This window comes from Caldinitratiruptor microaerophilus (assembly GCF_025999835.1).
Taxonomy (GTDB): domain Bacteria; phylum Bacillota; class Sulfobacillia; order Symbiobacteriales; family ZC4RG38; genus Caldinitratiruptor; species Caldinitratiruptor microaerophilus.
This window is the reverse complement of record NZ_AP025628.1, coordinates 2,744,487-2,766,248: the sequence shown is the minus strand read 5'-3', so window position 1 is coordinate 2,766,248 and position 21,762 is coordinate 2,744,487. Positions and strand designations below refer to the sequence as shown.

The 21,762-nt window shown below is 73.1% G+C and carries 18 protein-coding genes and 1 pseudogene; 12 read left to right on the top strand and 7 right to left on the bottom strand.

What is annotated here, in order from left to right; translation table 11 throughout:
- Window positions 1-40 precede the first annotated feature (40 nt).
- The gene (gene lysS / locus caldi_RS13415; RefSeq protein WP_264842256.1) at window positions 41-1,564 is read left to right on the top strand and encodes a lysine--tRNA ligase; all 1,524 of its coding nucleotides are present in this window, start codon (window positions 41-43) and stop codon (window positions 1,562-1,564) included.
- A 28-nt stretch (window positions 1,565-1,592) separates the two neighbouring features.
- On the opposite strand, the gene caldi_RS13410 is transcribed toward lysS, so the two are convergent.
- Window positions 1,593-1,883 carry a hypothetical protein gene (locus caldi_RS13410; RefSeq protein ID WP_264842255.1) on the bottom strand — a complete coding sequence of 97 codons (291 nt, stop codon included), beginning with the start codon at window positions 1,881-1,883 and terminating at the stop codon, window positions 1,593-1,595.
- A gap of 203 nt (window positions 1,884-2,086) precedes the next feature.
- On the opposite strand from caldi_RS13410, the gene caldi_RS13405 reads away from it, so the two are divergent.
- The 9 genes from caldi_RS13405 (at window position 2,087) to caldi_RS13365 (ending at window position 10,367) form a co-directional block, all read left to right on the top strand.
- Window positions 2,087-2,797 (top strand): helix-turn-helix transcriptional regulator, encoded by a 711-nt coding sequence (locus caldi_RS13405; RefSeq protein ID WP_264842254.1) that lies wholly within the window; start codon window positions 2,087-2,089, stop codon window positions 2,795-2,797.
- 139 nt (window positions 2,798-2,936) lie between these two features.
- Window positions 2,937-3,260: a cupin domain-containing protein gene (locus caldi_RS13400; protein WP_264842253.1), complete on the top strand. Its 324-nt coding sequence runs from the start codon at window positions 2,937-2,939 to the stop codon at window positions 3,258-3,260.
- Window positions 3,261-3,303: 43 nt separating this feature from the next.
- Complete coding sequence (locus caldi_RS13395; protein ID WP_264842252.1) at window positions 3,304-4,236, top strand: S1C family serine protease; 933 nt, start codon at window positions 3,304-3,306, stop codon at window positions 4,234-4,236.
- Window positions 4,237-4,331: 95 nt separating this feature from the next.
- Window positions 4,332-4,520, top strand: a complete 189-nt coding sequence (locus caldi_RS13390) for a hypothetical protein (protein ID WP_264842251.1) — start codon at window positions 4,332-4,334, stop codon at window positions 4,518-4,520.
- Window positions 4,521-4,821: 301 nt separating this feature from the next.
- Complete coding sequence (locus tag caldi_RS13385; protein WP_264842250.1) at window positions 4,822-6,525, top strand: hypothetical protein; 1,704 nt, start codon at window positions 4,822-4,824, stop codon at window positions 6,523-6,525.
- A gap of 214 nt (window positions 6,526-6,739) precedes the next feature.
- On the top strand, window positions 6,740-7,912 hold the full coding sequence (locus caldi_RS13380) for an acyl-CoA dehydrogenase family protein (RefSeq protein ID WP_406568131.1): 1,173 nt from the start codon (window positions 6,740-6,742) through the stop codon (window positions 7,910-7,912).
- Complete coding sequence (locus caldi_RS13375; protein ID WP_264842247.1) at window positions 7,893-9,206, top strand: CaiB/BaiF CoA transferase family protein; 1,314 nt, start codon at window positions 7,893-7,895, stop codon at window positions 9,204-9,206. Before caldi_RS13380 ends, caldi_RS13375 begins: the two co-directional genes overlap by 20 nt.
- Window positions 9,184-10,074: a hypothetical protein gene (locus tag caldi_RS13370; protein ID WP_264842245.1), complete on the top strand. Its 891-nt coding sequence runs from the start codon at window positions 9,184-9,186 to the stop codon at window positions 10,072-10,074. The genes caldi_RS13375 and caldi_RS13370 overlap by 23 nt, the downstream gene beginning before the upstream one ends.
- The gene (locus caldi_RS13365; RefSeq protein WP_264842244.1) at window positions 10,074-10,367 is read left to right on the top strand and encodes a DUF1294 domain-containing protein; all 294 of its coding nucleotides are present in this window, start codon (window positions 10,074-10,076) and stop codon (window positions 10,365-10,367) included. Before caldi_RS13370 ends, caldi_RS13365 begins: the two co-directional genes overlap by 1 nt.
- A gap of 71 nt (window positions 10,368-10,438) precedes the next feature.
- On the opposite strand, the gene caldi_RS13360 is transcribed toward caldi_RS13365, so the two are convergent.
- From caldi_RS13360 to caldi_RS13350, 3 genes are all read right to left on the bottom strand, one after another.
- Window positions 10,439-11,476: a GGDEF domain-containing protein gene (locus tag caldi_RS13360; RefSeq protein ID WP_264842243.1), complete on the bottom strand. Its 1,038-nt coding sequence runs from the start codon at window positions 11,474-11,476 to the stop codon at window positions 10,439-10,441.
- A gap of 94 nt (window positions 11,477-11,570) precedes the next feature.
- On the bottom strand, window positions 11,571-12,839 hold the full coding sequence (thiI, locus tag caldi_RS13355; RefSeq protein ID WP_264842242.1) for a tRNA uracil 4-sulfurtransferase ThiI: 1,269 nt from the start codon (window positions 12,837-12,839) through the stop codon (window positions 11,571-11,573).
- 84 nt (window positions 12,840-12,923) lie between these two features.
- Window positions 12,924-14,078, bottom strand: a complete 1,155-nt coding sequence (locus caldi_RS13350; protein ID WP_264842241.1) for a cysteine desulfurase family protein — start codon at window positions 14,076-14,078, stop codon at window positions 12,924-12,926.
- A 157-nt stretch (window positions 14,079-14,235) separates the two neighbouring features.
- Between caldi_RS13350 and caldi_RS13345 the strand changes: the two genes are divergently transcribed.
- Both caldi_RS13345 and ade read left to right on the top strand, forming a co-directional pair.
- Window positions 14,236-16,779 carry a patatin-like protein gene (locus tag caldi_RS13345; protein ID WP_264842240.1) on the top strand — a complete coding sequence of 848 codons (2,544 nt, stop codon included), beginning with the start codon at window positions 14,236-14,238 and terminating at the stop codon, window positions 16,777-16,779.
- 711 nt (window positions 16,780-17,490) lie between these two features.
- Window positions 17,491-19,266 carry an adenine deaminase gene (ade, locus tag caldi_RS13340; protein ID WP_264842239.1) on the top strand — a complete coding sequence of 592 codons (1,776 nt, stop codon included), beginning with the start codon at window positions 17,491-17,493 and terminating at the stop codon, window positions 19,264-19,266.
- Here ade and caldi_RS13335 read toward each other — a convergent pair.
- The 3 genes and pseudogenes from caldi_RS13335 to caldi_RS13325 all read right to left on the bottom strand — a co-directional run bounded on the left by caldi_RS13335 (window position 19,250) and on the right by caldi_RS13325 (window position 21,731).
- Entirely contained in the window at window positions 19,250-20,164 is a 915-nt protein-coding gene (locus caldi_RS13335) for a DMT family transporter (RefSeq protein WP_264842238.1), read from the bottom strand. The genes ade and caldi_RS13335 overlap by 17 nt on opposite strands.
- A gap of 5 nt (window positions 20,165-20,169) precedes the next feature.
- Window positions 20,170-20,919 carry a CoA-transferase subunit beta gene (locus tag caldi_RS13330; RefSeq protein ID WP_264842237.1) on the bottom strand — a complete coding sequence of 250 codons (750 nt, stop codon included), beginning with the start codon at window positions 20,917-20,919 and terminating at the stop codon, window positions 20,170-20,172.
- Window positions 20,916-21,731: pseudogene (locus tag caldi_RS13325) on the bottom strand (CoA transferase subunit A). Before caldi_RS13325 ends, caldi_RS13330 begins: the two are co-directional and overlap by 4 nt.
- Window positions 21,732-21,762 lie beyond the last annotated feature (31 nt).

Below are 21,762 nucleotides of genomic sequence, written 5' to 3'. Positions count from 1 at the left end.
TCGGCAGGCAACCGCGAGGGCGACGCTGGGAGGATAGGGAATGGCAACGCTGTGGCCGGAACGGGAGGCCGCACGGATCGTCGAGCGCTGGCCGGACGAGGCGCGCCCGGTGCTGGAGACCGGGTTCGGCCCGTCCGGCCACCCGCACATGGGCACGGTGGGGGAGGTCGTCCGGACGCACTACGTGGCGATGGCGCTCCGGGACCTCGGCAAGGACCCGGAGATCGTCGTGTTCTCGGACGACATGGATGGGCTCCGGAAGATCCCGAAGAACATCGACGCCCCGTGGCTCGAGGAACATCTGGGCAAGCCCGTCTCCAGCATCCCGGACCCGTACGGGTGCTGCGCGTCGTACTCGGCCCACATGAACCGCGAGCTGGCGGAGATGCTCGCCCGGACGGGCATCCCCCACCGCCTGGTGTCCTCGGCGTCGATGTACCAGGGCGGCCACTTCGACGACGTGATCCGCCGCCTGTTCCGCCACGGCCAGGCGATCCTCGACCTCATGTTGCCGACCCTCCGGGAGGAGAACCGGGAAGGGTGGTTCTTCTGGCAGCCCCGGTGCGAGAACTGCGGGCGCGTGAACACCACGGTCGTCCGGGAGTGGGACCCGGAGACCACCCGCGTGCGCTACACCTGCACGGGGGCGTTCCGGGGGGTCCGGGGGTGCGGGTACGCCGGCGAGCAGGACGCCCTGGGCGGCAAGGGGAAGCTGGGATGGAAGATCGACTGGGCGGCCCGCTGGCTCTACTTCCCCGTTCGTTACGAGATGTACGGGAAGGACCTCATCGACTCGGCCCGGATCTCCAGCGAGATCGTGCGGCTGGCCGGCGGCGAGCCGCCCGTGCAGATGTTCTACGAGATGTTCCTCACGGAAGAGGGCCGGAAGATCTCGAAGTCCGTGGGCGAGGGCATCTCCCTGGAGAACTTCCACCGCTGGGGCACCCAGGACGCGGTGAACCTCCTCATGTTCAAGAACCCGCGGGAGCAGAAGCGCCTGGGCCCGGAGACGGTGGTCCGGTACATGGACGAGGTCCTCACCCTGCCGAAGGAGGACCCCCAGTACCGCTACATCTACTACCACGGCGACCGCCCTGACCTCGGCGGGCTGCGCTTCAGCGACCTCCTCGGGCTGGTGAACGCGATCGGGGTGACCGACCCCGACCTCCTGCGCCCGTATCTCGAGCGCAGCTTCGGCCACAAGCAGGTCGGGGAGCACTGGGGCTACGTGCGGGAGCTCCTGGAGAAGGCCGTCGCTTATCACGAGGACTTCGTCCTGCCCACCCGCCGGGTGCCGGACCTGACGCCCGAGCAGTGGGCCGTGGTGGACGACTTCCTGGCGCTCCTCGACCGCGAAGAAAGCGCCGACGGGATCCAGGGCGGCGTGTTCCAGATCGCCCGGGACCGGGGATTGCCGGCGCGCGACGTGTTCCGCATCCTGTACGGGGTGCTCCTGGGGAGTGACAGTGGCCCCCGGGTCGGGGGCTTCGTGACGCTGATCGGGAAGGACCGGGTGCGCGAGCTCATCGCTCAGGCCCGCGACCAGGCCCGGCCGGGCCGCTGAACCTCGCAGGGATCGGCCTCCCCCCGGCTCAGCGGGCGCGGGGTCCGCCGGTCCCCGCGGGGTGGCCGAAGAGCTGCTCACGCAGGTCGCCCGGCAGGGCCGGGCCCAGGGTGACCGGCTCCGGGCCGGTCAGGTCGGTCAGGATGTACCGGTCGGCGTGGCGTTCGAGACGGTGCAGGAAGGACTCGAGACAGCGAGCGCTGTGGAAGCGGCGGAGAAACATCTCCCGGGCCGGGTGGCTCGCACGGCTGTGGTGTAAGAGCGTATACTTGAGTTCCTGATCCTCGTATTGCTGTTCGCAGCCCGAGCAGACGAACATCCCGCTTGCCTCCCTGTTGCATTTCGCCTTCAAGATAGCCGCGGGCTCAGGCCACGTCAAGGCGCGGGCGCCTCCGGCGCCCACCGGGCGAGAGAGGAGGGCGGTACTAGTACGAATGACCTATGCTGCACCCGCCAAAATGGCTCAAGTGGCGGTCTTTCCCCAGTGATTAACTATGTTAGAATCAACGTAGCGAAAGGAGCGTGAGATCTGTGGTCTCCAACGTGGAACCCTCCGAGGACCGCTCCACCCGGCGGGAGATCATCTACCTTTTGCGGACGGCCGGTCCGCTTACGGTGAGCGAACTGGGCGAGAGGCTCGGGATCACCCACGTCGCCGTACGCCGCCACCTGACGGCCCTGGAGCGGGACGATCTCGTGACGTCCACCCTGATGCGCCAGCCCATGGGCCGGCCCACACGGCTCTACTCCCTCACTGAGGCGGCGGACGACCTGTTCCCCAAGAAGTACAGCACCCTTGCCGTGGAGATGGTGGACTTCATGGCGGAGCAGGCACCGGACCAGAGGATGGTGGACGAGTTCTTCGCCCGCCGCTGGGAGCGCCTCACGGAGAACTACGGGCCGCAGGTGACCCGGGGCAAGGACGTCCGGGAACGGGTAGCCCGGCTGGCCGAGCTCCAGGCGGCCAACGGGTACCTCGCCTCCTGGGAGAAGGGCGACGGCCCCGGGGAGTTCGTGCTACGGGAATTCAACTGCCCGGTGCACGCAGTTTCAAGGAAGTATCCACAGGCGTGTAAGCATGAGTTGAAGTTCTTCAAGACAGTTCTCGGAACCGATCAGGTCGAGCGTGTCGAGTGCATCGCCGACGGCCAGCCCGCCTGCAAGTACGTCATCCGCACTCCGCACGCTGCGGAGGCCACCCCGGAGGAGTCCGGCCCCCGAGACGGCCACTGAAGCCGGGTTTCCATCCGCGAAACGGCAGGCGGCGAGCCACCGGTGCATGAACGTCACACCGCGGAGGAGAGGGAGGTGCCCTCTCCTTCTGGCGTTTGGGGGACCCGGCGCGGTACCATGCGGGTGGGAGGGATCCCACGTGCCTTTCGCCGACAGCCGCGCGGCCCGGCGCTTCGACCCGGACAAGTACCAGAAGGTGACGCTGCTGGCGACCGAGCGCAGCGCCGTCGACGTCTACTGCCTCCTGCCCGGCCAGAGCCAGCGGCTACACACCCACGCGGAGACGGACAAGTACTACGTCATCCTGGAGGGAGAGGCGCGCGTGCGGATCGGGGAGGAGGAACGGGTCCTGGGCCCCGGCTGGGCGGCCCTCGCCGGGCCCGGAGTGCCGCACGCGATTGCCAACGACGGGCCTGGGCCCGCCGTCGTCCTGGTGTTCCAGGCGCCGAAGGCGTACGGATAAAATGGTAAAATCGATGAAGTGACTGGGGACGGGGCTGAGGTCTATGCCCATGGATGCGTGGTCGGAGAGTCACATCCGCGCGCTCGAGCGGGCGCGGAGCGCCGTCATGCACGTGGCCGCCTTCGACCCCCAGGAGAAGAGCCTGACGCTGGGCACGGGGGTCATCCTCGACAACTACCACGTGGTGACGTCGGGGCAGATCGCCGGGATGGGAGACGAGGTCACGGTCCGCACCCCCGAAGGGCGGAAGTTCAGCGCCGAGTGCATCGCGGTCGACCCGCTCTACTTCGTCTCGGTCCTGCGGGTGCAGGGGCGGCTTCCCGTCGAACCGCCGGCTCTGGCGCCCGACTCCGAGATCGTCGTCGGCCGCGTGGTGCTGGCGGTGGGTTTCGCCCTCGGCGTCGAACTGACGGCCAGCGCCGGCATCGTCAGCGCCAGCGACCACACGGTCTACCGGCCCGAGCGGTTCCCGGTGGACGGGCTGATCGTGACCGACGCCGCCGTGCACCCGGGCAACGTGGGCGGTCCCCTCATCGACCTGGAGGGCCGCATCGTGGGACTGAACGGCCTGGCCTGGGTGCAGGGTCTGAGCCTGGCCGTGCGTTTCTCGGTCGCCGCGCGCCTGGCCAACCAGATCATCGAATACGGGTCCGCCACCCATCCCTGGCTGGGGTTTTCGGGTCAGCCCGAGGTGATCGACCCCACCGTGGTCCAGGCGCTCGAGCTGCCCGCCGACCGGGGCGTGGTGGTCCAGACCCTGAACCCCGACGGGCCCGCGGCCCGCGCCGGCCTCGAGACGATGGACATGGTCGTCCGCATCGACGACCGGCCGGCGATCCACCTGGGCCAGTTGCGCCAGGTGCTGGCGGCCCACCGCCCCGGCGAACGGGTGCCGGTCACGGTGCTCCGCGGCGGAGAGCTTCTGGAGCTGGGGTTCCCGGTCGAGGAGATCCCGAAGCTGAATAAATCCGGCTGAGCTGATCGAAAAATCCTTTCAAGGAAAAACAAGGAATTCCCGCCCGCGGGTAGAATTCCTCTCCCTGGAGAAGGGGTGCCGGGGAGGGATTGCCCATGGCGGGGAAACGTCGTCTGCTCGGGGGTGAGGCGGGCGCCCAGAGCGTGGAGTGGCTGGCGCTCGGCCTCCTGGTCGTCGTGCTCCTCGCGGGGTTCACCGGCGCGGTGCGGGGGAACAAGTCGCTTCCGTCCCGGTTCACCGGGGCGGTCGGGCGCCTCCTGGAGCAGGCCGTGCCGCGCCGGTAGGCATGCGTCGAGGCTGCCCTGCTGGCCCAGGGGCGGTGGGCTGTGGTCCAGGGCGGGAATTGCCCGCCTGCGGCGCACCGCACGACCGGGACGTGAACGCCGCCAGGAAGCTCCTGGCGATGGCCGGCTGAGCGTCGGTACCGCCAGTTCGTCGGGACGTGACGCCTGTGGACATCGGGGGTTACAGGCCGCAAGGCCAGTGCCGGTGGATGAAGCAGGAAGCAACCGGGGCAGGTGTGATGATACATTTGTCCATGAGTTGCAGAACGGTACTCGGCCATGGAAAGGAGAACGGTTTCGCGTGGACATCCGCGCACGAGACCTCGACGAATCGCTGCACCGGGCTGCCCTGGCCGCGGGCCGGGAGGGCCCGGACGCCGAGCCGGCCGCTGCCGAGCGCGACGAGGACCTGTACCGCCGCTGGGCGCTGGACACGGCGGCTGCGGGGACGGAACCCGCCCCCGCGGAGGCCGTCCGGGCGCTTGACGACCCGGACCTGGCCGCGCTCCTCATCGAGTCGGCGCGCGAGCGGGGCGGCGCCCCGGCACGGTTGGTGGTCGAGGAGGCGCACCGCCGCCTGGCTGCCCCCGACACGGCCGGAGCGGCCCTCGCGCAGGCCCTGGCGGCCGAGCTGCTGCAGGGGGACACCGCCTCCGAGGACGAGTCCGGCGGTGTGCCGCCCGAAGCACGGGCGGTGATCGACCTCCTCGCCGGCCGGGGTGGCGCGGCGGCAGCCACCGCCCTGCTGGCGCTCCTGGTGCACGACCTGCCCGCGGTCCGGCGGGAGGCGGGGATCGCTCTGGGCCGCTCGGGGGCGGCAGCCGCGGACGCCCTCATCCGCGCGCTTCGCCGCACGGAGGACCCGGACCTGCGCGTCACCCTGGCCGAGGCGCTGGCCCACGCGCCCCGCGGCCCGGGCGTCGCCGCGGCGCTGCGCAGCGCCTGGGAGGCGCTGCCGCCCGGCTCGCGCTGGCCGCTCGCCGGCGCCCTCGGCGCCTACGGGGACCCGGAGTTCGCCCCGCTCCTGCGGGCGGAGGCCGCGGCCGCATCGGGCCGGCGGGCCTGGGCCCGGTGCCGGATCGCCCTGTTTCAGATGGGACAGCCCGCCGGGACTGCCGCCCCACCGGCCCTCGCCCGGGAAGACCCCGAGTGGGCTGCCGACCTGGCGGCGGGCGCCCGCGAGCTCCTGGGCGCGGGCCTGGAGGCGCAGGCCGCGGACTGGGTGCAGGAAGGGCTTGAGGCGCTCTCCCGCCAGGAGCGTGCGGACCCCGGCGCGGTGGACTGGTACGCCCGGGAGCAGCTGCTGGAACTGGACGACAGGCTCTCCGGCCGCGGGACCGGCCCCCGCCTGACCCGCTACCGCGACTACACGTACGGGGCCCTCCACTACTACGGCGCCCTGCGGGCCGGCGAGGTGCGCCAGGTGCTGGCTCTCGCCGGGCTGACCCCGCCCCCGGAGGAGGAGCTGTGGCCCGCGCTGGAGGCCGACCCGCGGCTGCGGGTGTTCCCGGGGCGCGTGTGCGCGCTGAGTGGGGTGGAGCGCGTCGATCTCATCCTCGAACACCGCGAGGAGACGGGCCTGGCCCCCGCGCTCGTCTCGCTGCGTACGATGGCGCTGGCCGCGCGCGGGCTGGCACACCTCGCCTGGACGGCCCAGGAGGAGGAGGCAGCCGACCGCCTCCTCGGGCTCCTCCCGGAGGCGCTGGCGCAGCCCGAGCGGATCGCCCGCCTGCAGATGGCCATGCGGGGCGCGGAAGACGCCCTGACGGCCTTCCGCCAGTGGCTGGAGGAGGCGATCCACCAGGGACTGGCCATGGGCGACACCCTGAAGCAGGCGATGGTGGACCTCTGGAACCACACCGCGCGCTGGGAGCTGTTCGGACACTCCCCGTGGGCAGCCGGGGAGATCCTCTCCCTGGGCCGCGCGCAGGCCGGCGAGGACGAGCCCGGCAGCGCGCCGCCCGGCCCCCGGCGCCTGCGGGCGCGCCTCCGCCGCCGCCGCTGAGGCCCGCGGCAGCCCACGCCGCCCGTCTGCGCCTAGAGATCGGGAAGGCCGTCCCGTGCCCCTCCCGTGTTGCCGGCCCATGGCGTTCCCCAGCGGCTGGCCAACTGCTGCCTTGCAGGTTCGGGCGCGCTGTCTGGCGAATTGCCCAGGGAGAAGCCGCGGCCCGGCAGCAGGAGGCTGGCCGGCCGCCTTGCGGCCCATGCAGTCACAAGGGGTGGGGCAGTTGAACTTTCACTTCACACCGGAGCAGGAAGCGCTGATCGGTCTCGCACGTCAGGTCGCCAAGGATGTCATCGCCCCCCGGGCCGCCGAGGTCGACGAGAAGGGCGAGTACCCCGAGGACTACTTCCAGGCCTTCCGGGAGACGGGCCTCCTGGGCGTCGCCATCCCGGAGCAGTACGGCGGGGCGGGGCTGGGCTGCACGGGGCTGGTCCTGGCTGTCGAGGAGGTCGCCAAGTACGACTGCTCGGCCGGGCTCATGCTGCTCCTGACCCGGCTCTCCACCATGTCCATCCTCCTGGCGGGGACCGAGGAGCAGAAGAAGGAGTACCTGGGCGGAACGGCCGCCGGCCGCCGCCGCGGGGCCTTCTGCCTTTCGGAGCCGGACGCCGGCTCGGATACCCAGGCCATCCGGACCCGGGCGGTCCGCAAGGGCGACGAGTACGTGATCACCGGCACGAAGAACTGGATCTCCGGCGCCGCGGTGGCCGACTTCTTCGTGGTGGCGACGAAGACCGACCCGGAGGCGCCCGGCTCGAAGGGGTACAGCGTCTTCGTGGTCGACCGCGACACCCCCGGCGTGACCGTGGGCCGGAAGGAGAAGAAGATGGGCGTCCGCGGCGTGCCGGTCAACCAGGTGATCTTCGAGGAGGCGCGGGTGCCAGCCACGAGCCGCCTGGGCGAGGAGAACAAGGGCTTCCGGATCATCATGGAGACCCTCAACTCGGTCCGGCCGGTCGTCGCCGCCCGCGGCATCGGCCTGGCCGAGGGGGCGCTCATGATCTGGCTGGACTACGCGCACCAGCGGCACACCTTCGGCAGGCCCATCGTCGAGCACCAGGGGCTGCAGTGGATGGCCGCCGAACTGGCCGCCGAGATCGAGGCTGCCCGGCTGCTCACCTACCGGGCGGCGGCGCTGGTGGACGAGGGCAAGTTCGGCAAGGAGTACGCGCACTTCCTTTCCATGGCCAAGCTCAAGGCCACGGAGCTCGCCGTGAAGGCCGCCAACGACAGCCTCCAGATGATGGGCGCCGTGGGGTACATGGAGGACTATCCCCTGGCGCGGTACGTCCGGGACGCCCGGCAGCTGACCATCGTGGAGGGGACGAGCCAGATCCAGAAGACGATCATCGGGAGGGCCCTGGCGGATGGCCTCCTCAAGTGGTGAGTCCGCCCCGGCGGGGCCGCTCACCGGGCTCCGGGTGCTGGACCTCTCCCGGGTGCTGGCGGGTCCTTACTGCACCATGCTCCTTGCGGACGCCGGGGCCGACGTGATCAAGGTCGAACCGCCGGCCGGGGACGACACCCGCGCGTGGGGACCTCCCTACTTGCCGGGCTGTGAGCCCCGGGAGGGGTACCCCGGCGACAGCGCCTACTTCGCCAGTTGCAACCGCAACAAGCGGGGGATCGCGGTCGACCTGCGCACACCCGAGGGCCAGGAGATCGTCCGGCGCCTGGCCGCCCGGGCGGACGTGGTGGTCGAGAACTTCAAGCTGGGGACCATGGAGCGGTGGGGGCTGGGGTACGAGGACGTCCTCCGGCCCCTCAACCCCCGCCTCGTGTACGCCAGCATCTCGGGCTTCGGCCGCGACGGCCCCGACGCGGAGCTTCCGGGTTACGACTTCGTGGTCCAGGCGGCCGCAGGGCTGATGAGCATCACCGGCGAGCCGGACGGCGAGCCCATGAAGGTCGGGGTCGCCGTGAGCGACCTGACCACCGGCATGCTCTGCGCCTTCGCCATCCTGGCGGCCCTCTGGCGCCGCCAGCTCACCGGTCAGGGCCAGCGGGTCGACCTGAGTCTTCTGGAGACCCAGGTCGGGTGGCTGGCCAACGTGGCTCAGAACTACCTGGTGACGGGCAAGCCCCCGCGCCGTTACGGCAACGCCCACGCCAACATCGTCCCCTACCAGGTGCTGCACGCGCAGGACCGGCCCTTCGTGGTCGCCGTGGGGAACGACCGGCAGTTCGAGCGGTTCGTCATGCTGCTCGGGCGGCCGGAGCTCGCCTCCGACCCCCGCTTCGCGACCAACGCGGCCCGGGTGCTTCACCGGGACGAACTGGTTGCGCTCCTCGACGAGGTGTTGCGAACCCGGCCGGCAGGGTACTGGCTGGCAGGCATGCGGGAGATGGGCATCCCGGGCGGTCCGGTGCGGACCATCCCGGAGGTCTTCGACGACCCGCAGGTGCGCCACCGGGAGATGCTGGTGGAGGTGGACCACCCGGCGGCGGGAGCGCTCAAGCTCGTGGGCATCCCGTTCAAGTTCGGCGACACCCCGGGACGCGTCCGGCGACCCCCGCCCCGGTTGGGCGAGCACACGCTGGAAGTGCTCGCCGAGGTCGGGTATACTCCCGCTGAGGTGACTGCGCTGGTCGCCGCTGGGGTCGTGCGTGCGCTGGAGGCGCCGCGCGCCCCCGACCCTGAGGCGCTGGAGGACATCGATGGCCGATTTCGTGGCCCTTGACATCACCCGCAAGGGCAAGACGCACGTGCTCGAGTGGAAGATGTACGGCCCCCCGGGCTCCAGCCCCTACTTCGCCGGCGAGCCGGGGCCGGACGGGCGGGTGCGGGAGCGGGTGCCGCTCCCGTGGCTCAGGCGCCCGGAGGAGCCCCCCGATCCCTTCAGGGAGGTGCTTCACCTCGGGGGCGCCTTCACCCTGGAGGCCTGCCTGGGGTACGCCTTCCTCTGGCGGCTGCGGGCCGGCGGGCGCGTGTTCGTGCAGCACCAGGAGTGGGATACCGAACGGCCGCTGGGCGACGGCACCGTGTGGCAACGGCCGGCGGCGGAGATCGCGCGCATCGCGTCCCGTTTCCCGGTGCTTACGGTCCCCTTCGAGCTGACCGGTCAGGTGATGCCCGACCGCACGCCACTGGCGTGCCGGGCCCGCTGGCAGCCGGGGAAGGTGCTCCTGGCGGCGCCGGCGCGCTGGGAGGACCTGCTGGCGGAGCTCGCCCTGGGGACGGGCCGCGACAACGCCGTCCGCAGCACCTGGTTCTACGCGGCGCGTCCGGACGTCACCCTGGAGGAGATCGCCCGGGCGATCACGGTCCGAGGGCGCCTGGAGACCCCGGTGTGGGCGTTGCCGGCGGAGGTGGAGATCCTCGCCTACGCCGAGTACGGCCAGGACGAGGGATACCACAGCGCCATCCAGTTCATCTGCAAGAACGCTGGCGCCCGCGACCGGGTGCGGCGGGTCGGAGAGGAGATGAACCGGCTCGTGCGAGCGCTGGAGGCGGCACCCGGTCCGGAGGAGGCGGCCGCCCTCGTCCAGGCGTGGGCCCTGGGCCACGAGGACCTCGGTGACGCCCGGGTGGCGTCCGAGGGCTTGTGATGAGCCCGCCCCTCCGGATCGTTCCACCCCCCTACCGGCTCGGCGGGGTCGTGCTCGTGTTCAGTCTGGCCGGCCTCGTCCTGATGGCCTGGGACAAGTGGCAGGCCCGGCGCGGGGGGCGGCGGGTCCCGGAGCGGGTGCTGCTGGCGGTGGCGCTGGCCGGGGGCACGCCCGGAGTCGTCCTGGGAATGCTCCTGTTCCGGCACAAGACGCGGCACGCGCTGTTCGGCTGGGGCCTGCCGGCGCTCATGCTGCTCCAGGCCTGGCTTACAGGTCGCTTCCTTCGCTGGTGAGAGTGGGTCTCGCGCAGGCGGGACGGCGCGCCGCGCCGTCCCGCCTTGCTTCGCGCCTCCTGGGGGAGCGGTCAGGGCGGGGCGATCGCGCCGGCGTGGCTGCGGGCCTTCTGCGCGTACATGGCCGCGTCGGCGGCCGCGATGAGCTCCGTGGCAGTGGAGCCGTCCCGCGGCAGGGCCGCCACGCCCACCGAGGCGCCCAGCGCCACGAGGCGGCCGGTGCCGGTGGGCAGGCGCTCCTGAGCCAGCCGGGCGACGATCCGCTCGGCGACCTCCAGGGCGGCCTGCGCGTCCTTGCCCGGGAGCACGACCAGGAACTCGTCCCCACCGTAGCGGCCGGGCACCTCGTCGGGGCCCCGGCACGCCTCGCGCAGCGCCCGGCCGACGCTGCGGAGCACGCTGTCCCCGGCCAGGTGGCCGTACGTGTCGTTGTAGGACTTGAAGCGGTCGAGGTCCAGGAGGAGCACGGACAGAGGCCGGCCGGACGCCAGCGCCCGCTCGACTTCACTGTGAAGGCGGCGGTAGATGCTGCGGTGGTTGGCCAGCCCCGTGAGGAAGTCCGTATCGGCCTGCCGCCGCAACTGCTCCATGTGGCGGTGAACCTGCTGGCCGGCGATCACCGCGGACCGCACGCCGAGCGCCAGGGCCGTCAGGCTCACCAGGTAGAGGGCGGTGGCCGGGGAGAGGTCGACGTGACCGGGGCCCCAGCGCTCCATGGAAGCGGCGAGGAAGAGGAAGGCGAATGGACCGGCCGCCCAGGAGACGGAGGCCGGCAAGGCCGCCGCCGAGTAACCGGCGAGCAGGTGAAAGAGCAGAACGTGCAAGGCCCCCGGTCCGAGGGCGCCGCCAGGGGACGATCCGCTCAGGCCGGGGGCCGGGGGGACCCGCAGGGTCGCCCGGAGGCCGGCGGCCACCGCGGCGAGGGCCGCCGCCAGAAGGGCAGGCAAGATCCGCTGCACCCGGACCGGGGGGACGAGGGCCACGGCCGCGACCGCCAGGGCGACCGCCGGCCAGTGCCAGGGTGCGGAGGGGAGAGACGCCAGCCCGACCGCCACCGCTCCCGCGGCCACGGCCAGTACGGCGACCCGCACCACGCGCAACACGTGCACCCGGATCCCCCCCTCCTCCGGGTTGGCAGACGGTTACACTTCTTCCGGCAAGGAATTCTCCGTCATGGCAGCCTCTTCCTGCTTCCCGCCCCACTCACTCGCCCAGGCGGGTGAGGGGGAGGAACACGCCCGGAGCGCGGGACGGCGCATCCGCCGGTTCCGGGGCGGGTCCGGCGGGCGGACCTCCCTGCGGCGCGTCCACTTCGACCAGCTCGGCCGCCTCCACCGCGGCCGCCACGAGCCCGTCCACGTCCAGCTTCTCTTCGGCCCGCTCCGCCTGCTCCGGTCTGGGGCGGGTCTTCGGGTTCTTGGGAACGAACAGGCTGCAGCAGTCCTCGTAGGGCAGGATCGAGAGGTCGTAAGTGCCGATCCGCCGGGCCAGCGCGATGATCTCCGCCTTGTCCATGGCGATCACCGGCCTGAGCACCGGCAGACGGGTCACGGCCTCGATGGTCCGGAGACTCTCCAGCGTCTGGCTGGCGACCTGCCCCACGCTCTCGCCGGTGACGAGCGCGAGCGCCCCCCGTTTCCGGGCGATCGCCTCGGCGATCCGCAGCATGAAGCGCCGCAGGATCGTGATGTGAAGGTTGTCCGGGCAGTGGAGCCGGATCGCCTTCTGGACCTCGGTGACGGAGACCATGTGCACCCGCACCGGCCCGACCCAGCCGGCCAGGACGCGGGCGAGGTCGAGGACCTTCTCCTGGGAGCGCTGGCTGGTGAACGGGAAGCTGTGGAAGTGCACGGGCTCGATCTCCACCCCGCGCCGCATGGCGAGCCATCCGGCCACCGGGCTGTCGATGCCGCCCGAGAGGAGGAGGAGGGCGCGCCCGCCGGAGCCGTAGGGGAGCCCGCCGGGGCCCGGCAGCGTATCGGTGAAGATGTAGGCCTGCCCTTCCCGGACCTCGACCGACACCGTCACGTCCGGATGACGGAGGTCGACCTTCAGCCCCGGGCGGGCCGAGAGCAGGTCTGCCCCCAGGGTCTCGTTGAGCTGCTGGGAGCTGAGGGGGAAGCGCTTGTCCGCCCGGCGGGCGTCGACCCTGAAGCGCGCGGGGACGTCGCCCGGACCGAGGCGGGCGTCCAGGGCCGACCGGGCCGCGGCGCGGATGGCGTCGAGGTCGGCCGGGACCCGCCAGGCGGCGCTCGCCGAAACGACCCCGAACACGCGGACCACGCGCTCCAGGGCCGCTGCGGGGTCCTGCGCCGGCTCGACGAAGAACCGGCCGTATCCCTTGCGGACCCGGACGCCCGGATCGCCCCGCAGGGCCTGGCGCAGCCGCGTGGCCAGCAGGTCCTCGAACTCCGGCCGGTTCTTTCCCTTCAGGCTCAGCTCGCCGTACCGGACGATGATCACGGATTCCACGCGTTGCTCATCCCTCTCCCGCGTCGCCGCCGCCCGCCCCGGTGCGCCCCTGCCGCCGGGGCCCGGCAGGGCGGTCGGGACCCGTCAGCGGTACAGGACCCCGAGTTCGGGGACGATGTGGCGCACCGCCTCCACGAACGCGTCCACGTCCTCCGGCCGGCTGAGGGGCGAGAGGCTGACGCGGATGGCCCCCTCCGCCCGCTCCCGGGGGAGGCGGATGGCCTCGAGGACGTGGCTGACGGTCCGGTGCCTGCTGTGGCAAGCCGAGCCGGTGCTGACGTAGATCCCCCGCTGCTCCAGCGCGTGGACCAGCACCTCGCCCCGCGGCACCCCGCGGAAGCTGAGGTTCAGGATGTGGGGCGCAGCCTCGGGGGCGGCCGGATCGGGGCCGTTCACCCAGTATTCCAGGCCGCTGGCCGCCAGCCCCGCCAGGAGGCGCTCTCGCAACTCCCGGAGGCGCTCCAGGCCGGCAGGCTGCTCGGCCGCCGCCGCGGCGGCCGCCGCGCCGAACCCGGCGATGCCGGGCAGGTTCTCGGTGCCGGAGCGCAGGCCCCCTTCCTGCCCGCCCCCGTGGAGGAGGGGCCGGAGCTTCAGCCCGGAGCGGATGTACAGGCCGCCCACGCCCTTCGGGCCGTGGATCTTGTGGGCGCTCACGCTCAGGAGATCGCAGCCGATCTCCCGCACCCGCACCGGCAGCTTCCCCGCGGCCTGCACGGCGTCGACGTGGAAGAGGGCGGGGTGGCCCTGCAGGAGGCGGCCGACCTCGGCGACCGGGTTCACCGCGCCCAGCTCGTTGTTGACGTACATCAGGGTCACGAGCACGGTGTCGGGCCGCAGCGCCGCCTGCACGGCCTCCACGGCGACGTTGCCCGCCGGGGTGACGGGCAGGTAGGTGACCTCGAAGCCCTCGTCCTCGAGGGCCCGGCAGGCCTCGAGCGTCGCCGGGTGCTCCGCCCGGGTGGTGACGATGTGGTTGCCGCGCCGGCCCGGCCGGCCCGCGGCCCCCTTGATCGCCAGGTTGATGGCCTCCGTCCCGCCCGACGTGAAGACGATCTCCCCGGGTGACGCCTCCACGAGGCGGGCCACAGCCTCGCGGGCGGCCTTGAGGGTGCGCTCGGCCTTCACCCCCAGTCCGTGGAGGGAGGACGGGTTGCCGAAGTTCTCCGTCAGCGCTTCCTCGATGGCCCGCACGGCCTCGGGCCGGACGGGCGTGGTCGCGGCGTTGTCAAGATAGTGCACGCGGGCCCGCCCCTTTGCGGCGTGGTCGGTCTCCCTCCCAAGTGTAGCATGAGCCCGGGGGGCGTGCGAGCCGCGCCAGGGGCGGGCCGGACGTTGGGCGAATTCGTCTGTTGAGTGTGCCGAGAGAGAAGACAGCGACGGGGCGGGGGTGGGGAAGGTGGCGGGCACCGGCGAGGCGCGCTGCGAGCTGCGGATCGGGCTCGTCCTGTACGGGGGCGTATCCCTGGCGATCTACATGGCCGGCGCGGCGCAGGAGATCCTCCGGCTGGTCCGGTCCTGGCCGCCGGCTGCCGCGCCGGAGCCGGGCCGGGCCGGTGAGGGGCCGTACGCCGCCCTCCTGCGTCAGGCTTCCGTGCGCCCGGTGGTCGACATCATCGCCGGCACATCGGCCGGCGGCCTGAACGGCCTCATCCTGGCGAAGGCGCTGGCCTGCGGGGCGCCCGACCTGGCGGAGGCCGGCCGGCTGTGGATCGAGAAGGCCGGGGCGGAGGCGCTCCTGCACCGGCCCTCCCCGGAGGCCCTCCTGCGCGGCGAGTACCTGGAGCGCCAGCTCTGGCGGGCGCTGCGCCGGCTGGACCGGCGGGCCGAACCCGGCCTGGCCATGCAGGTGCCCGTGCTCGACCTGTTCCTCACCGCGACCGACCTCGGCGGGGTCGGCTGGGAGGCGGGGCGCGACCTCGGAGTCCGGGACGTCTTCGGGCAGCCCGTGCGGGGCCGCGAGAACCTCCTCCTGTTCCACCTGCGCAAGCGCTCGCCGCTTCCCCGCGCCTTCCCGGACGACCGGGGGCCCCGCCTCGGCTACGAGCGCAACGACTTCACCGCCCCCAGGCCGGCCCTCGCGCGCCGCCGCGACCGCCTCCTGGCCCGGCTCGGCCGAGCGACCTCGGCCTTCCCGGTGGCGTTCCCGCCCGTCCGGCTGCAGCGCGACGCCGTCCGGCGGGGCGGGCTGCCCGACCTGTGGCCGGACGACCCGGCCGGCCCGAGGGAGCGCTGGCTCACCGACGGCGGGCTGCTCCTGAACCGGCCGTTCCCTCCGGTGATCCGCACGGTATTCGGACGCGTGGCGGACCGGCCCGTGGAGCGGGTGCTCCTGTACCTCGACCCGGATCCCGAACCGTCCGGGCCGGAGCCCCGCGGCGGACGGCCGGGGCTCGACCGCGTGCTCGCGGCGGTGGCCGGCCTGCCGTGGAACGAGGACATCCGCCGGTACATCGCCGAGGTACGGGAGCACAACCGGCGCGTCCGCCACTACCGCCGGGCGCTCCTCGAAGGGGAGGCCTCCGCCGGTGGCCCACCCGCGGCGGGCCCGGCCGGCATGACCGCCTACCGGGCGCTCCGGCGCCAGCGCCTGGAGGAGTACTACCGGACGGGCTTCGGGGCCGCCCTGGTCCCCGCCGAGGCCTTCCTGGACGCCCTGCTGGACGGCACGGACCGGAACGGTGGACCCCCCGCCGACCTCGACCGGCTCGATCCGCCGTACCAGCAGCGCCGGCTCCAGTACCTCATCCACCTGGTGGGGACCTTCTATCCCCGCGGCGGCCCGCCCGGCGACGTGGCGGCCATCGGCAGGCTGGAGGCGATGCTCTGGGAGGTCCACGAACTCTGGCGCCAGGTGGAATGGGAGATCTTCCACCCCGGCGCGCTGCCCCCCGGCGACCCGCTCCGGGATGCCTTCGAGGCCCTTGCCGCCACCTCGCCGGGGTCCGGCGTGCCGGCCCTCCGCGCACTGGCCGCGGCAGTGCGCCGCCGGCTCAAGGCCTGCGAGCGGGCGGCGGCGGAGCGGCTCGAGCAGGCCTGGCAGTTCGCGTCCGGGCTGCCGGGTGGGGCCACGGCCGCCCGGGACGGGCTGGCGGCGACCCTGGTCCGGGCCTGGGCGGGCTTTGCCGAGCGGGATGTCCTGCTCTTTCCGCTGGCCGAGTACGGGGGCCTCGGCGAGTGGGACGAGGTCGAGGTGGGCCGCCTGTCTCCGGCCGCCCCCACGAGCATCCGGGTGCAGGCCCGGCGCAAGCTGGCCGGCGAGATCCTCGCCCACTTCGGCGGCTTCCTGGACGAGCGGTGGCGGCGCAGCGACCACATGTGGGGGCGCCTCGACACCGCCGAACTCCTGATCCGTCTGGTCGCCGCGACCGCCGCCAGGCACCTGCCTCCCGCCGAGGCCGCCGCACTGGCGCAGCAGGTCCCGGAACTCGTCGCGGCCTCCCACCGGGAGATCCTGGTCGAGGAAGCGGAGGCGCTGGACGGCCGGGCGCTCCGGGCGCTCCTGCGGCGGCTTCCGGCCGGGGGCGGGCTCTGCGCCCCGGACGCCGATCGCCTCCCTCTGCCCGACCTCGTGGCCCGGGCGCCCTACGAGGTCCTGAGGGAGTACCTGGAGCGGTACCACCGGGTGGGGGAGGAAGGCGTGCTCGACCTGCCCGCCCCCCGGCTGGCCCGCCTCGGGTACCGCACGATCCGCAACCTGGCGCGGGCGGTCGCCGCCGCGGGCGGGGGACCGCGGCAAAGCCGGTTCCTCCTGATCCCCGTCGCACTGGGCCTCTGGCTGGCCGGGCCGGTCGTCGGCCTGGGGCTCCTGGCGGCGGCGGGGGCAGCGCGGTGGCTCGGACGACGGCGTCCGCCGGGGGCGGATCCCGGTTCGGGGGGCAGTACCGGGGAGGTCGCGCGCGACGGGAGGGCGATGCGGCCTGGAGGTGGGTCCCGGACTTGAGCTGAGTCCGGACTCGGATGCCGGACGTCAACACCGTGCTCCTCTTCCGGTTGCGCCGGGGGCTGGCGTGGGTCCGGCCGTCCACGCGCTCATGGGGTGGCCACCCTGGACAAGGCGGATTGCGCCATCCTGTACGTCTGGGCCGTCATCACGGAGGCGCTCCGGGGTACCGCGCGGGTGCTTCTCGCAAGGGCCGGGGAGAAGACTGCCCGCCCAGGGGCGTGACGCCGTGAGCACGACGTCTGCGCCACCAAGGCGCACAACTCGCGCGGCAAGACGGGCGTTTGCCTGTCAAGTTTTGCGTTTCGGCCCGCGACCACTGCCCTTCCGGTCGACAGAATATGGAGTTTCGGTAACCTTCGGCCTCGCTCTCTTGCCCAACGCCGTGTTTTCCGGCCGCCATACCGGCCGTCCGGCGCAGAAATTGATAGTCGACAGAGACCTTGCCCGGTCAAGTTCTGCGTTTCGTTCCACCAGGGACGACGGCGTCCCGTCAGGAGGAATCGACTGCACCCGATTGGGGCACCCCCTTGCAAAAGCGCCCGGGGCCGGCATTTGCACTCCGTGCCGGCAGGCGTAAAGTAGAACTGGTGGAACCGGAAAGAGCCACCAGGGACCGGATGCGGGAAGGCCGGCGGGCTGCCGGTGCCGGAACACGGTCTCGTCGTGGCTGAACCGCCCGCAATCGCTATCTCAGGGAGGCTCATGCCGATGGCCGACTTCGGAACACCGCTTCAGCCCGACGAGGTCCGCCGCGCCGTGGCGGTGGCGGCGGGGCGGGAGCCCGGGACGGTGCTCCTGCGCGGGGTGCGGGTCGTGAACGTCTTCACCGGCGAGATCCTGCCCGGCCCCGTGCTCCTGGCCGGGCGGCTGATCGCCGGGGTCGGCGAGGCGGTCGAGGGCGCGGAGGCCCGGGAAGTGCTCGACCTCGGCGGGGGCCTCGTGGTCCCCGGCTTCGTGGACGCCCACGTGCACCTGGAGTCGTCCCTGGTGGAGCCGCGCGAGTACGCCCGGGCGGTGGTCCCCCGGGGCGTCACGGCGGTGGTGTGGGACCCGCACGAGTGGGCGAACGTGGTCGGGGCGGTGGCCTTCGAGGCGGCCCTCGCCGCCACGCGGGGCCTGCCGCTGGACGTGTACCTGACCGCGTCCTCCTGCGTCCCCGCCAGTCCGCTGGAGACGGCGGGCGCGGAGCTCGGGCCCGACGATCTGGACCCGGTGCTGGCCGGAGCGCGCGTCGTGGGCCTGGCGGAGCTCATGAACTTCCCCGGCACGGTCGCCGGCAACCCGCCGGAGCTGGAGAAGGCGTGGCGGGCGGAGCGGACCGGCAAGGTGGTCGACGGCCACGCGCCCCTCCTGGGCGGCCGGGGCCTGCAGGCGTACGTGGCGGCCGGGGTCGGGTCGGACCACGAGTCGGTGGCGGTGGAGGAGGCCCGGGCGAAGCTGCGCCTCGGCATGATGGTCTTCATCCGCGAGGGGTCCGCAGCCCGCAACCTGGCGGACCTGCTGCCGCTGGTGACTCCGGCGGTCCGCAGCCGGTTCTGCTTCGTCACCGACGACCGCCACCCGCACGATCTCGTCCGGGAGGGCGGGGTCGACCACGCCGTGCGCCGGGCGGTGTCCCTCGGGCTCGACGTCGCCGCCGCCGTGCAGCTGGCGACCCTGAACCCGAGCCGGTACTTCGGCCTGCGGCGCAAGGGCGCTGTCGCGCCGGGGTACTGGGCCGACCTGGCGGTGCTCGACCCCGAGACCCTTCAGGCCCGCCTCGTGTTCAAGGAAGGCCGGCTGGTCGCGCGGGACGGGCACCTCCTGGTCGACGTCTCCGTCCCCACCGACCCGCGCCTCCTGAACACCGTGCGGCTGCCGGCGCTCGGTCCGGAGCGGCTGCGCCTGCCCGACCCGGGCGGGCCGGTGCGGGCGATCGGCCTCGTGCCCGGGCAGATCGTCACCCGGAGCCTGGTGGTCCAGCCCGCCGTGCGTGGCGGGGAGGTCGTGGCCGACCCCGAGCGGGACCTGGTGAAGCTCGTGGTGATCGAGCGGCACGGTCGCGGGGGCGGGGTCGGGGTCGGACTCCTGCAGGGCCTGGGGCTGCAGCGCGGGGCGCTGGCCTCGACGGTCGCCCACGACGCACACAACGTGATCGTGGCGGGGACGTCCGATGACGACATCCTCGCGGCCGCCCGGGCCGTCGCCGAGACCGGCGGCGGGTTCGCCGCGGTCCTGGGCGGCCGGGTGCTGAGCCGCCTCGCCCTGCCCGTCGCCGGGCTCATGTCGCAGCGGCCCCTGCCGGAGGTCGTGGAGGAGCTGGACCGGCTGGAGGCGGCGGCGCGCTCCCTGGGCGTGACCATCGCTTCGCCCTTCATGGCACTCTCGTTCCTGGCCCTGTCGGTCATCCCCGAGCTGAAGCTCACCGACCGGGGCCTCGTCGACCCCGGCTCCGGCCGGCTGGTGGGGCTGGCGGCCTCAGCTTCGCTCAGCCCGTCACGATGAGGAGCATCCCGGCCGTCAGCAGGGCGGTGCTGGCCCAGATCCACGGGCCGGGGCGGTGCTGGCGGCCGATGAGGAGCGGCACCAGGACAAGCGCGAACCAGGGCGACGTGTTGCGCAGGGCGACGGCCACCGGCACCGGGGCGCGCTGAAGGGCCAGGTTGAGGAAGAGCGTCCCGGCGGCGGCGGAGAGCCCGGACCACCACAGGTCGAGCGCCTCCGGCCGGAAGGCGGCCCGCAGCTCGCCCCACGCCCGCGCGGCCGCGATCGCGGGCAGGACGGCCAGCACGCCGGCGACGCCCTCGCCCGCCCCGGCGACGACGGCCGAGGGCACGATGCCGAGCCCGGCCTTCCGGGCCACGCTGCCGAGGGTGAAGAGAAGCGACGCCGCCACGGCGAATGCCACCCCGGCGGCGACCCCGCCGCCCGACGCGGCGGCGCCGCGCCGGCCGTCGAGCCGCAGCAGGAGGAGTGCCGCCACGATCAGGACGATCCCTCCGACCGCGCGCCCGCCCAGCCTCTCCCCCAGGAAGACGGAGGCGAGCAGGTAGGCGAAGAACGGATCCAGGAGGCGCAGGGCGGTCGTCCGGGTCGCCCCGATGCGGCGCGTCGCGTGCGCGGCGCAGAGCGGCCCGGCGGCCGCGGTCAGGAGGCCGGCGACCAGAAACCAGGCCACCCCCGCGGCCCTGACGGGGGGCAGCGCGCCGCGCGAGCCGAGCCACAGGCTGAGCGGCAGAAACGCGGCCGTGACGCTCAGCGACAGCGTGAGCATGGACAGGCGGGGTCCGCCGCCCTTTTCGAGCCCGCGCTGCAGGTAGATGTTCCACAAGGCGAACGAGAGCGCGGCGAGCACGGCGAACAGTGCCCCCGCGCCCGTGCCGGAAAGGATCGAGCCTGCCATATGGTTCAGAACTCCGCCGCCCGCACCCTCCCGGGGTCGATCCGCTCCAGGAGCGCCAGCTCATCGGGGGTGGGCGCCGGGGTGACGGGGACGTCCCCGCCGATCTCCACCGCGAAGCCCGTGCGCTCCCGGACCTCCTCCGGGCTCGTCCACGGGTGGATGCTGGCGACCCGCAGCCGGCCGTCGGGGCCCCGCTCGAAGACGCACAGCGGCGTGACGACGTGGCTGGTGTTCCCGCTGGCGGTGGTGAAGTCGAGCCGCTCCACGAAGGTGCGGGTGTCGTGGCGGGTGCGCCAGAGGATCGCCCGCCGGGCCGTGGGGAGCAGGAGGGCCGACCCGGCGCCGCCCGGGAGGCGCACCCGGGGCCGGTGCGGATCGCCGCCGATCGCCGACATGTTGATGGCCCCGCGGGCGTCGATCTGGACGCCGCTGAGGAACACGGTGTCCAGACGCCCCCGGGCGGAGAGGTCGAAGATGTCGGCCAGGGGAAAGATCCCCTTGCTGCCGGTGAGGAGGAGACCGTCCACGGTCGACCGGGGGAGGACCTCCAGTGCCGCGTCCACGCTCCCCGGGATCGAGAGGAAGGTGAGGTTCGGGGCGTGGGTCGCCCGGGCCAGCAGCACGCTGACCATGACGAGGGGCGAGGCCAGCCCGAAGAAGACGGTCTCCCCGTCCCGCAGGAGGCGGGCGGTGGCCACGCACATGAGGTCGGCGACCCCGCCGGGCGCGGCTGCCGGGGGCATGCCGCTGCTCACGACGCCCGGACCCCCCCGAGCGCCCGTTCCCGCACGAAGCGCTCCCACGCCTCCTCGTCGGCGCAGGCGGCGAGGTACGCCTCGAAGAACGCCTCGTCCGGCGGGTAGCAGCCGTGGCACCCGTGGGGCCAGGCGCCGCCGGGCGCGTGCACCACGGCCGTGACCAGGAAGCCGGGAATGTCCGTGAGCTCGGGGCGGGCGGCGAGCTCCCGGCCGTCGACGATCCGCTCCGCCGTCACGATGAGGTTCCGGGCGGCACGGGCCTTGAGCACGTCGTCATACTTCGGGCCCACGATGCGGCTGTTTCCCTGGTCGTCGGCCTCGTGGACGTGGATGATGCACCAGTCCGGGGCGATCGCCGGGATCGCCACCCACTCCTGTCCGGTGTACGGGTCGGCGACGGTGCGGAAGCCGGAGGCCCGCACGAGGTCGGAGCCGGCCAGACCGGCCATCGGCATGAAGGAGACACCCTGGATTGCGGCCCGCAACCCTGCGTGCACGGACGCTCAGGTGTGCTCCCACAGGGTCACCTGGCCCGACTCGACGGCCCGGCGGAACCGGGGCGCCAGGCCCAGCGTCTCGAAGCCGACGTAGGCGGCCGTCACGTGCGCGACCGCCCCGGCGCCGACGAGGACGTCGACGTCGTACGCCCCCGCCGTCTTGACCAGGCGCAGCCCCTTCTTGCCCTGCCGGATCAGCTCGTGGATGGCCGCGCCCGGGGCGCGGTGCAGCGTGTTGCCGCCGATGGCCACCGAGGCGCCGTCGGGGATCCGGGCGATCGCATCGGCGAGGGAGACCCGTTTGCCAGCCACTGGCGAAACCTCCCCGGAACGCGGCCCTGGG